General features: G+C 39.0%; 10 protein-coding genes. 4 read left to right on the top strand and 6 right to left on the bottom strand.

Going from position 1 to position 12,202, the window contains the following annotated elements; translation table 11 throughout:
* Position 1 precedes the first annotated feature (1 nt).
* Together JGE69_RS11815 and recG are read right to left on the bottom strand one after the other, a co-directional pair.
* The gene (locus tag JGE69_RS11815) at positions 2 to 631 is read right to left on the bottom strand and encodes a ComF family protein (RefSeq protein ID WP_199113554.1); all 630 of its coding nucleotides are present in this window, start codon (positions 629 to 631) and stop codon (positions 2 to 4) included.
* Entirely contained in the window at positions 624 to 2,669 is a 2,046-nt protein-coding gene (recG, locus tag JGE69_RS11820) for an ATP-dependent DNA helicase RecG (protein ID WP_046811835.1), read from the bottom strand. Before recG ends, JGE69_RS11815 begins: the two co-directional genes overlap by 8 nt.
* 20 nt (positions 2,670 to 2,689) lie before the next feature.
* Here recG and JGE69_RS11825 point away from each other — a divergent pair, with 20 nt between their 5' ends.
* Complete coding sequence (locus tag JGE69_RS11825; protein ID WP_199113556.1) at positions 2,690 to 3,505, top strand: NAD(P)H-binding protein; 816 nt, start codon at positions 2,690 to 2,692, stop codon at positions 3,503 to 3,505.
* Positions 3,506 to 3,584: 79 nt separating this feature from the next.
* Complete coding sequence (locus JGE69_RS11830; RefSeq protein ID WP_025468463.1) at positions 3,585 to 4,568, top strand: putative solute-binding protein; 984 nt, start codon at positions 3,585 to 3,587, stop codon at positions 4,566 to 4,568.
* 46 nt (positions 4,569 to 4,614) lie between these two features.
* Here JGE69_RS11830 and plsB read toward each other — a convergent pair whose 3' ends face one another.
* Positions 4,615 to 7,188: a glycerol-3-phosphate 1-O-acyltransferase PlsB gene (gene plsB / locus JGE69_RS11835; protein ID WP_199113566.1), complete on the bottom strand. Its 2,574-nt coding sequence runs from the start codon at positions 7,186 to 7,188 to the stop codon at positions 4,615 to 4,617.
* A 276-nt stretch (positions 7,189 to 7,464) separates the two neighbouring features.
* On the opposite strand from plsB, the gene JGE69_RS11840 reads away from it, so the two are divergent.
* Both JGE69_RS11840 and JGE69_RS11845 read left to right on the top strand, forming a co-directional pair.
* On the top strand, positions 7,465 to 8,337 hold the full coding sequence (locus JGE69_RS11840; protein ID WP_002116924.1) for an acyl-CoA thioesterase: 873 nt from the start codon (positions 7,465 to 7,467) through the stop codon (positions 8,335 to 8,337).
* Between the two features lie 89 nt (positions 8,338 to 8,426).
* Positions 8,427 to 9,713 carry a dicarboxylate/amino acid:cation symporter gene (locus tag JGE69_RS11845; RefSeq protein ID WP_199113568.1) on the top strand — a complete coding sequence of 429 codons (1,287 nt, stop codon included), beginning with the start codon at positions 8,427 to 8,429 and terminating at the stop codon, positions 9,711 to 9,713.
* 45 nt (positions 9,714 to 9,758) lie between these two features.
* Here the strand turns inward: JGE69_RS11845 and JGE69_RS11850 are convergent, their stop codons facing one another.
* The 3 genes from JGE69_RS11850 to JGE69_RS11860 all read right to left on the bottom strand — a co-directional run bounded on the left by JGE69_RS11850 (position 9,759) and on the right by JGE69_RS11860 (position 12,148).
* Positions 9,759 to 10,709 carry a metal-dependent hydrolase gene (locus JGE69_RS11850; RefSeq protein ID WP_130119849.1) on the bottom strand — a complete coding sequence of 317 codons (951 nt, stop codon included), beginning with the start codon at positions 10,707 to 10,709 and terminating at the stop codon, positions 9,759 to 9,761.
* Between the two features lie 124 nt (positions 10,710 to 10,833).
* Entirely contained in the window at positions 10,834 to 11,610 is a 777-nt protein-coding gene (gene yihA, locus JGE69_RS11855) for a ribosome biogenesis GTP-binding protein YihA/YsxC (protein ID WP_005067265.1), read from the bottom strand.
* A 100-nt stretch (positions 11,611 to 11,710) separates the two neighbouring features.
* Complete coding sequence (locus tag JGE69_RS11860) at positions 11,711 to 12,148, bottom strand: RrF2 family transcriptional regulator (protein WP_086265773.1); 438 nt, start codon at positions 12,146 to 12,148, stop codon at positions 11,711 to 11,713.
* Between the last annotated feature and the right edge of the window lie 54 nt (positions 12,149 to 12,202).

Here is a 12,202-nt window from a genome sequence, read left to right on the forward strand (position 1 = left end):
CTTAACTCTTCGGCGTCGCTGCTAGGCACGCCGTATGAATGGATGTGCAGCCTAATTGTTTAAGTGCCTGACTGAGCGCATGAACGGAGCTTCCTGTGGTTATCACGTCATCAATAATGAGAACGCGGCGATAACGTCGTTTCTCTTGATGATGAGGTAAAAATTGTTGTTCTATATTTTCAAAGCGTTCTAGCCGAGTAAGCCCTTTTTGAGAGTGCTCATTTAAGCGTTGGATTGGTTGCCAAACAGGTATTTTTAAGTGTCTGCTTAAGATATTGGCAAGTAATAATGACTGATTGAAACCACGTTCAATTAAACGTTGATTGGAAATAGGCATAGGTACAATAGCTTGTACCTTGGGAAATTTTAATTGTTTTAAAATTTCACCTAATAAGATTTGATAATGTAACTTTTGTTCATATTTAAACTGCTGAATAATCCGGTTAACTGGATAAGCATAATTACAGGCTACAAGGACAGATTGATTATTACGTTGAATCGTTTGTTTAAGCCAAGGTAGCTGTTCCCAACAGTCTTTACAGAGCGAGTATTTTTCTCGCATGCCTAACTCGCACAATGAGCAAGGTGAAAATAACTGAATAAGATGCTGGAAGTTTAAAAAATTAAACATACGCGTAGCGAGGCGCCTCAGGAAGCCAACGTTTTAATAGAGCATCTGCCTGTTCTGGATAATCTTTTAAAACTTGCTGTGCCACATAGTGAGCTTGACTCAGTAGGTGATCATCTCGCTCTAAACGAGCAACTCTAAATCCCATATCCCCAGTTTGTTTAGTCCCTAGTAATTCACCTGGTCCGCGTAATTCCAGATCTTTTTCCGCAATCACAAAGCCATCATTACTTTCTCTTAAAATAGAAAGTCTCTCTTGTCCATTTTGAGAGAGAGGCGTTTTATATAAAAGTACGCAAAAACTAGCTTGAGCACCTCGACCTACGCGACCTCGTAATTGGTGTAGCTGAGAAAGCCCTAAACGCTCGGCATTTTCAATGACCATAATGGAAGAGTTAGGAACGTCTACTCCAACTTCAATCACTGTCGTTGCGATAAGAAGTTGTAATTCATTATTTTTAAATGCTTGCATGACGGCTTGCTTTTCATCGGCTTTCATTTTGCCATGCACCAAACCAATATTGAGTTCAGGGAAACGTTCTTTCATCTCTTGGTAAGTTGCTTCTGCTGCTTGAGCATCTAAAGTCTCAGACTGCTCAACCAATGTGCATACCCAATACGCCTGTTTCCCATCTCTGCAATTTGAAGCAATACGTTGAAGTACTTCTTCTCGACGATCAAGAGGAATCGTAACTGTTTGAATTGGGGTACGGCCTGGAGGTAACTCATCAATTATGGATGTGTCCAAATCACCATAAGCACTCATTGCTAGAGTTCTTGGAATGGGGGTTGCCGTCATCACGAGTTGATGGGGGGTGAACTGCTCAGCACCTTTATTGCGTAAAGCTAAGCGTTGATCTACCCCAAAACGATGTTGTTCATCAATAATCACTAGCCCTAATTTAGCGAAGCCAACATTGTCTTGAAATAAGGCATGGGTACCGACAATAAGTTCCGCGTGGCCTTCTTTAATCTGTTGTTCTGCTTGGGCACGGGCTTTACCTTTTTGTTTGCCAGATAACCATGCCACGGTTACACCTAATGGTTCAAACCAACGTTTAAAGTTTAAATAATGCTGTTCTGCAAGAATTTCAGTAGGAGCCATTAATGCAACCTGCCAATCTGCTTCTAAAGCATGGCAAGCTGCTACAGCGGCAACTAAGGTCTTTCCAGCACCTACGTCGCCTTGTACTAGACGTAGCATAGGTTGGTGTTGTTTTAAGTCATTTAAAATTTCTTTAGATACACGTTTTTGTGCATTGGTCATTTGAAATGGTAAAGCTTCTAATAGTTTTTTAGCTAATACTTTACTGCTTGAAAAAGCAGGTGACGCAATTTGTCGAATATAAGCACGGCGATTAAGTAAACTAATTTGGTGCGCAACCAACTCTTCAAAAATAAGCCGTTGCTGAGCAGGATGCGAGCCTTGAGCCAATTGGAGCATATTGGCATCAACGGGAGGCTCATGAATATAATATAAAGCCTCTTTAAGCGCATAGCCATTGGTATATTGCTTTGGGAGTAGTTCTGGTAAGGCGTCGCTATGATGTTTTAAAGCTTGTTTAACGTATTCGCGTAATTTGGGTTGAGTTAACCCATCCGTACTTGGGTAAATTGCTGTAAGCTGAGTTTTTGGTAGAGGCGTATGTTCATGAATGAGCTGAATTTCAGGATGATACATCTCAAGGCCACGAGCACCTACGCGGACTTCACCAAAAATACGTAAGCGATGACCGGGTTTTATTTTATCAGTCAGGTTTTTATAAATATGATAAAAGCGTAAGGTGACTTTACCGAATTCATCTTGCACCAAGGCTGCCATAGATTTTCGTTTTCCCGGAGGGAAATCAATTGATTTGACTTCTCCTTCGAGTAAATAGCTCCGCCCAACCACCAGTTGATTCATTGGAATAATCGTACTTCGATCTTCATAATCACGTGGCAGATGAAACAGTAAATCATCTGTGGTAAAAATATTTAGTTTTTCGAGCAGGGCTGCTGAAGCCGATCCAACGCCTTGTAACTGATGGACTGAAGTCATGTCCCCTCAACGAGTTTTCTATGCATATATTATTTATCGGTTATGGTAAAACATCTCAGCGTGTTGCTAAACAACTATTTGAGAAAGAACATCAAATTACCACAATCAGCCGTAGTGTAAAAACGGATAGTTACGCAACACATCTTGTTCAAGATATCTTTAAACTTGATTTAAGTAAAATTGAACCTGTGGATGTCGTATATATTTTACTTTCTTCAAATGAGAGTACGGTTGAGGGCTATCAACATACTTATGTAGATAGTATTGAACCGATTCGAGAAGCATTAAAAATACATCCAGTAAAAAAAATAATTGTTGTCTCTTCTACGCGGGTGTATGGTGAAAATGCAGGGGAGATCATTGATGATTTTAGTGAAATTCATCCAAATGATGCACAAGGCCATATATTGCGTAATATGGAGTTACTCTGGCAAAAATATTATCCAACTCAATCTGTAATTGTTCGTCCTACAGGTATTTATGGAACTTCCATTGCCCGCTTAAAGAAAATGGCTGAAAATAATCAAAGTTATCCAAATATACATTATAGCAATCGAATACATATTGATGATTTAGCAAGATTTTTAGCTTTTATGGCTGATTACGAAAGTCATCAAGCAAGCTATATTGTGACTAATAATCAACCATTGCCTTTGCATGAAATTATTGTGTGGTTTCAAAAACAATTGGGATTGCCAGAATTAACTTTAGAATCAAACCAAATTTCAGGTAAAAGAATTTATGCAAAACATTTATCTACAACAGGTTTTCAGTTGGAACATCCAATTTGCTTTAATGACTATTTATTATGTTTAAATGTTCATAGCACTAAATGAAATTTTGATTAAACTTTAAATAAGAACATAAATACCTGATGAGGCAGTCAAATTGCCGATAAAGATAAAAAGGTTGAAAGTGAAAAAAATTTGTTTAGCTCTTATCTTGAGCGTAACAGCTGTTGCGAGTTGGGCTGAGGATCAGGTGTGGTGTGCCTATGATCCTATCGGGTCCCAAGGGGATATTACTCGCCGTTTAAATGACATTCGACTTTATGCCCAGCAATACCAAGTCAAATTTAAAGTGGTTACCTATCAAAAAGAACAGCAGGCCATACAAGCTTTTGATGATGGAAAATGTTCAGGTTTAGCTGCATCCAATTTCAATACTTATCGTTATAACCAATTTATGGGAAGTACCGCGGGTATAGGGCTTATTCCTAATAACCGTACGGCCAAAAGCTTTTTGCAGCTTTTAAATCATCCTACAATCGAGAAAAGGTTAGTTTCTAAGAATTATGAAGCTATAGGAATGATTCCAATTGGAACTGCTTACATGGTTCTAAAAAATAAGAACCTCTCTAGAGTCGCTCAATTAAGAAATCAGCGTATTGGGGTGCTACCCAACAATCCACCACAACAAGCACTGGTGCGAAGTGTAGGTGCTCAGCCAGTTTATGTCGATTTATCTAACGCGATTGCGCAGTTTAAGCAAAATAAAATCGATATTATTGCTGCCCCAGTGTATGGATTATTGCCGTATAACTTACAAAAAGAATTTGGACCAGATACTCAAGTCATTAATTTTCCTTTGGCATATTTCGGTGTTAATTTAATTATTAAGCCGCAAGCTTATCCCGCTAATTTTGGCCGGAAAATTCGAGGATGGTTCGTTCAAAATAGCCAATTGCTGACGAATCGTGCGACACAATGGGAAAATCATTTACCTGCTTATTATTGGGTAGATGTCTCTTTTTATGAGAAGCAAAGTTATGACGTAATGGTTGCCAAAATACGTAATCAGTATGTTCTTTCAGGTTATTACGATGCTTATTTTGTTCAGCTTATGAAGCGCTTACGTTGTATGGACGATCCACGTTATTTTGAATGTCCAATTCGCTAATAAAATAAAAGGCAACCGAAGTTGCCTTTTATTTTGACTAAAGACGTTAAGCTTTTTTACGTTTTAAACGGCGTTTAGCTTGTTGAGATGCCATTGCTTCAAGAGCATCTTTCAATTCTTCGTCAGTAAAGGTGGTGATGTGCTGCAACATTTGCAAGGTTACTTCATCAAGCACCAACTGTGCGCCAGCAGCCATTTGACGGAAGTTATCATCAAACTCAATTTGGCCTTGGTCATTGGTACGAATGTAATTTTGTTGTGTAAGTACTTTTAAGAAGCTTTGGAATAAAGCTTTATCGAAGAACTCTGGCGAATTAAATTCATAGAGAACTGATAAACGTTGTCCTAATAAATGACTTAATTCTTCAACTTGTTTAGCAGAGATATTACCTGAACCACGTTGAGTAATGAGCGCAAGTGTCATGTAGTAACGCTCAAGACTTTGCTTAACTGGCGTTGCTAAAACAACAAGCTGATTATGCTCTTCTGTATTTGGCGCAGAGCTAATCAAGTTACCTTCATCGTCTTGTTGAATAAGGTTAGATTGAACTAGAGCATCTGCATATTGCTCAACTTGTGCTTTAAGCTCGCTGCTCTTCCATTTAAGGAATAACTCAGCTTTCAAGAATGGATAGAGCGTATAGATGACATTAGTTAAATCTGAACGACTGATTTTTCCATTATGCTCAACAAGCGATGCTACTAGAGAAGGTAAAACAAAGGCGTGCAAGATGTTATTACGGAAGTAAGTCAGAAGAACAGCTTGGTTATCTTCAATCGCAATAATATCGCCAAGCGCATGCTGAACGCGTTTAATGAGTTTAAGCTTTAAACCATACGCAATAATTTCTTTACCAGAAAGTGGCGTTACTTCCATACGTTGGTCATATGGGAAGTTTGATGCCAAGTTGCGGTAAGCTTCAAGTTGCTTAATACAAATTTCTTCATCAAGCGTATGCTTTGGAGTCGCAAGCAAAATAATAGAAAGTAAAGAAACAGGGTTAATCACCACAGCTCGGTTAATATTTTCTAAAATTGCATGTGCAGAGCTATTTACTGCATCTGAAACAGCTTGAGGAATTGGGTCGTCATTTTTCTCGATGTAAACATTTTCTGCATTATGTTGCTTAAGCAGATCATCAAGGAAAACAGGTTCACCAAAGTTCACGTGGACTTTACCAAAAATACGTTCAATTTTTCGTAAGGTTTTCACAATACCAAAAATAGATTCGGCTTCTTTTGGCTTACCTTGCATTTCGCCTACGTAAGTTGAGCCTTCCATGAGTCGTTCATAACCAATATAAGTTGGTAAGAAAACGATCGGTTTAGCACGGCCACGTAAATGGCTGTGAACTGTCATGGCAAGCATACCGGTTTTAGGTGGTAATAAGCGTCCAGTACGTGAGCGTCCACCTTCAATAAAATATTCAAGTGGCGTGTTGCGTGACAAAATACTATATAGATATTCTTTAAATACAGTAGTGTAGAGTCCATTTCCACGGAAAGAGCGGCGAATGAAGAATGCACCGCCACCACGTAGAAGCTGTCCAACAAAAGGTAAGTTTAAGTTGTCACCCGCAGCAATATACGGAACCATTAAGCCACGTTTATAAATGACATATGACAATAATAAATAATCAATGTGACTGCGATGGCACGGTGTATAGACAACTTCATAGTCTTTAGCCAGTTCACGAACGGTACTAAAGTTATGCACTTCTACGCCGTCATAAAGCTGGGTCCATAGGCGTGTTAAGGCAAGATCGGCAAAGCGTACTGCTGAGTGTGAATAATCCGATACGATTTCATTCACATAGCCAATCGCACGGCGTTCAGCTTCAAGCATGCTCACTTTTCCGCGAATACTTTCACGGCGGATTGCTTCTTGCACATCACGAGATTTAACAACCGATTGCATGACATTGCGGCGATCCGACAAATCGGGGCCTAACACGACTTCACGCTGACGGTCTAAATAATCATTTAACGTACTTACAATATAAGTTGCTGGTGAAAGATTTGGATAATGCTGCTGTGCATATTCAACCAATTCACGTAGCGATTGTGGTTCATGAAACTCTAAATAAGACTGACGGCCATGCAAACCAATATTAACTAGTTGCTTAACTGTGCTTGGTGTTGCCCATGTGTCTGAAAATAATAATTTAAACCAAGAATCTTCTTTATCTGGCGAACGGCCCCATAAAACTGTAACCGGAACAAGCTCTATATCAAGTTCAGGATTTTCTTGTAAAACTTCAATCAGTTTTAATAAGCGTGGTGGAAAAGCATGAGGAGGCGGATTCAGTAAATTATTTTCATCATTGTGCTGTAAAAATAAAACTGATGCTTTTTCCTGATGTGTACCTACAATGAGTGGGTCTAACGCAGGTTTTAAATTTAAACGACGCGTTTCTCCATCAACCACCAGAGCATTGCTTCGAGAGTGGTTTTGTAAGACGTAACAAACCACTTTTGGGCGGTCAGTTTTTGCTTCTGTTTCTGTTGTTTCTGATACTGGTTCAGTAGGAACTTCCCCAAGAACATGTGGTGTTACCACGAGGTCAAGTAGTTTACTCGAAAGCCGACGATACATTTGACCAAACCCACTCTTGGACATAAGAACTCCTACTTCTTAAAGACAAATCCCAGCACCAAATGCAGAGGGTAATTATTTTGCGGCATTTATTAAAAAAAACAATATGCTACTTTCTTATAAATTATAATGCTTTTGGCATATTTTATCGTTAAAAATCGTATTTTTAGCTGTTATATGAGCAATCTTCATCAGAAGTTGACTGATTGTTCCATGTTCAAATAGTTTTTTATGGCACAATAGATTCTACACATCTGTACTTTAATACGATTTTTTACCTGAAATATGAAGGTATCTCTCATGAATGCGTTAACCCAAGAACTTGTCGATCTTCTTACTTTAGAGAAGCTAGAAGAAAATATTTACCGTGGCATAAGTCGTAATCTTGTCGGTAAACGTGTCTTTGGTGGGCAGGTTTTGGGGCAGGCCTTACGTGCGGCATCTTATACAACCGATCGCCCAGCGCATTCTTTGCATGCATATTTTTTATATGGCGGCGATATTAATGCCCCAATTATTTATGAAGTAGACCGTTTACGTGATGGGAAAAGTTTCGTAAGTCGTCAGGTTCGTGCAATTCAGCATGGACGAGTTATATTTTCGGCGATGGTTTCTTTTGCTAACCCCGAAGAAGGCTTGAACTATCAACATCAAGAACCAGAATATCCAGCACCAGAGACTCTTAAATCTGAAAATGAGCTCAAAGAAGGTATTTTAAACTTCGTACCTGAAAATGTTCGTGCTAGTTTCATGCGTGAGCGCCATGTTGAAATCCGCCCAATTGATCCAGTAAATCCGTTTCAGCCTCAACCTGAAGCGCCGTATAATGCGCACTATATTCGCACACATGACCGTATTCCAAAACAATTAGATGATATTGCTCTACATCAAGCGATTGTTGCGTTTTATTCAGACTTTACCTTAATGACAACCGCCTTAAGACCGCATGGTTTAAGCTATATTTCTCCAAGTTTGCAGTGTGCAAGTATTGATCATGCCATTTATTTTCATCGCCCGCTGCGTGCTGACGAATGGATGCTTTACGATATGGAAGCAACAGTCAGCGCAGCTTCTCGCGGTTTAAACTTTGGACGTATGTGGCAAAATGGTCAGTTGGTATGCAGTACCGTACAAGAGGGTTTAATTCGTTTGCGGGAAATTGAAACGCAATAAACTTATTTATAAAGCCATCTCATCAGATGGCTTTTTTATTTTTAATTGAAACGATGTGACAAAAAATTGCTCGTATGAATAGCGCGCTCATGTCATATTTGCAAAAGGATTGCCAACTGAAAAAAAATAATGCTGATATGAACTTAAACACACAAATTCTTATTGCGGCCATTTTAGGCTTAGCCTTTGGTTTTATATTAACGTTGTATCCCGATACTGCGTTTGTAAAACATAGTTTATATGGGTTAGGCATATTAAGTAGTGTCTTTATTGGACTGCTTAAAATGTTGTTGGTGCCTTTAATTTTTAACTCGATTGTTGTGGGTGTCTCTAATTTGCAGGCGGGAGGGCAGTTAGGTCCAGTCTGGAAAATTACCTTTTTATGTTGTTTGACCACAACAACATTGGCTTTAATTTTAGGTATAAGTTGTGCTCATCTATTTGAAGTAGGGCGTGGTATAGATATCTCTATTTTCCAAACGTCTATGCAAAACTATCAGGCACCAGATAGTTTAAATCCTGCAAGTTTTTTCACTAATTTTATTCAAAATACATTAATTAACCCATTTAAAGCATTTAGCGATGGTAACGTTTTAGCTGTTGTGGTGTTTGCACTATTCGTTGGTGTTGCTTTAGTCCATGGCGGTGAGCGTTTTAAAAGTATTCGCGTATTGAGTCATCAATTTTTTGAAATGATGATGATGCTAGTCGGCTGGGTAATGAAGCTAGCACCTTTGGGTATTTTTGCTTTATTAGCAAAGTTAATGGCAACGGAAGATATTTCGGTACTCAGTCGTTTGGCTGAGTTTGCTGTTGTAGTGACAGGGACTACCATTTTTCATGGTGCTGTTGTTTTACCGTTACTACTTTGGATTTTTGGCCGCATGAGTCCTTGGACTTTTTTCAAAGGAACACGTACAGCGCTAATTACAGCATTCGCAACCAGCTCTAGTTCTGCCACGATGCCACTTAGTATGAAATGCGCACAGGAAAACTTAGGTGTTCGTCCGCAAACAGCTGGTTTTGTGATTCCTTTAGGCACACAGCTTAATATGGATGGTACGGCTTTATATGAAGCAGCCGCTGCATTGTTTGTCGCAAATTTGGTGGGGCTAGACTTAAATCTGACACAACAAATTATTGTGTGCTTAACAGCAATGATTGCATCACTAGGAGCACCTGGAATTCCGAGTGCTGGTATGGTTACCATGATTATGGTTTTACAGTCTGTAGGTTTACCGGCTGAAGCAATTGCAATTTTACTTCCGATTGACCGCCTATTGGATACAGTAAGAACAGTGGTAAATGTGCAGGGTGATATGATGATTAGCGTGGTTGTTGACCGTTATACAAAAGATAAAGATATCAGTGTCTAATCTCCTAAATAAAAAAGCAGGATTTTAAATCCTGCTTTTTTATTTTTAAGCCGCTTGTAATTCAGCTCTTTTTGCTGCTGGAGATTGTGATAAATAATTTACCGCATCTTCAGTGCTACCTTCTTTTACTGGATCATACCAAGGCATGAGGTAATCAATTTGTTGGGCAATAAGCCAGATTGGATTTGGTAAAACCTGATTATCTTTTCGGCTAATTTTATACCATTCTACTGCAACCCATACTGGGAAAAATCTAGATTTAGCCGCATCTGCAAAACGTGGATCTTGTTTCATAATATGTGCAGCGCCATCTACCCATAATCCAAGCACTAGTACAATTACTGCGAGGCTTAAATAGTAGCGTGGAATATAACCACCACCCAAATGGCGGTATAAATCAAAAGCAACTGTACGGTGTTCAATTTCCTCTGAACCATGCCATTTTACCAAGTCAACCATTTCAGGGTCGGCACCTAATTCTTCCCAGCGCTTGTTATAGAGTGCATATTTACCCAACACACAGGTCATATGTTCAACAGTTGCAATAACGCCTAAACGGAAAAGATCCCATTGCTCTTGTAGAAATTGAGGAACTTCTTTGTCGAAAGGTTTATCTGCTAAGGCAGTAGTAAATAGATAATTCATAATGTCCAGATTTCGCTGGATATCAATATTACGTGCGCTTAAATATTCTTTATTGGCAGAAGTATGCGCATTGGCATGCATAGCTTCTTGGCGGATAAATGCTTGCACATCCTGTTTAAGTTTTTCATCTTTAATTTGCGGTAAAACTTTATTGTACAAACGGCAAAACCAGAATTCTCCAGCAGGTAAGATGTTATTAATTTCATTAATAAAATAACTTGCGAAAGGCTGATTTGGAATCCAGTCAACAGGGGTATCTTTCCAGTCAAATTTTACTTTACGTGGAAGAATTTTATAGTCAATAGAAGAACCTAAAGCCTTGTTCTTCAAAAAAGATAACAATTTCATCATTTAGTCCTGATTTTTAACTCGATGAAGTTATAACGAGTATAAAAAAAGCCCCTACATTTGTGTTTAGCAATAGGGGCCAATTTGAAAATAAATTTAATAAAGAAATTGTATCTGTTTTGACGATTTACTCTTCAGCATCCTCATCTGATGCTTCAGGGATCGCGTCAACGTCAAATTCCGGCTCTTGATCAAGCGTAAAATGCAGGCGTCCAGCCATAACACTTGCTAGCTCTTCTAAACCTAATTTATTAAGTGATGAGAAAAGTTGAATCGAGAAATCAAGCTTCATTTTTTTCAGTTGTTGCTTAACTTCTAATAGCACTTTGTTTGCAGGGCCACGATTAAGTTTGTCTGCTTTCGTTAAGAGAATATGAACAAAGAGATGACGTGAATAAGCCCACTCTAGCATCATCATGTCGAAATGCTGTAGAGGATGGCGAATATCCATCAGTAATACTAAGCCTTGTAAGCTTTTACGATGGATTAAATAGTTCTCTAATTCTTTTTGCCATACTCGTTTCATATCTTCAGGTACGGCTGCATAGCCATAGCCGGGAAGATCGACTAAACGTTGATCGGGGTTGCCGAGACTAAAGAAGTTAATCATCTGGGTACGGCCAGGTTTTTTAGAGGCGCGCGCGAGTTGTTTTTTGTTGGTTAGTGCATTGATAGCACTGGACTTACCGGCATTTGAGCGTCCTGCAAAAGCGATCTCGTAGCCACTATCTTCAACACAAAGTGCCAATTTAGGTGCACTCATTAGAAACTCAGCTTGGCGTAACCAGTTGAGTGATTGCACAGCATATGCCGTGATCGCTGGGTCTGGTTTCTTTTCATAGCTGATCTTTTGCTTGGGTGCGAGTCTGGCTTTGGTGTCTTTCGATTTTTCACTACGACGCATAAAAAATAACTTTTTAAATGAGAGGGCTCGCGCCTAGTATAAAGGAGCTTGGGTATTCTTGCTAATTTTCAATAAGTCGACTTATCAAAATCAGTAGAGCTTAGATTTGTAAAAATGCAATAGGGGAGTTGGCAGGAGCAGATTTTGATTGCTGCAAAACTTCTCCGAGTGTGTATTGATCTAGGCTTTGATAAAAACTCTCTAAAGCCTGATCTAAAATACCTTTTAAACCACAGTGACTACGTAATACGCAAGGTGGCGTATTACATTCAACGATTTGATTGTCGCCCTGTAATATTCGAACGATTGAACCTAAATTTGAGTTAAGTGCATTTGGATTTAAGCGAATTCCTCCGCCTTTTCCTCGAATGGTAATAATCCATTCTTGCTTGCCCATGAAGTGAACAACTTTAACTAGATGGTTTTGTGAAACATGCAAATCTTTCGCGATTTCTGCAATCGTGTAAGGTGCATCACTTGGGCGTGCAACATACATTAAGAGTCGTAATGCATAATCGGTAAATTTATTAAGCTGCATGATCACCAAAAATGGAAGAGATTAAAAGGATGATCATCTTAGCCTGAAAGTCTA

Source organism: Acinetobacter sp. C13 (genome assembly GCF_016809775.1).
Classification (GTDB): Bacteria; Pseudomonadota; Gammaproteobacteria; order Pseudomonadales; family Moraxellaceae; genus Acinetobacter; species Acinetobacter pittii.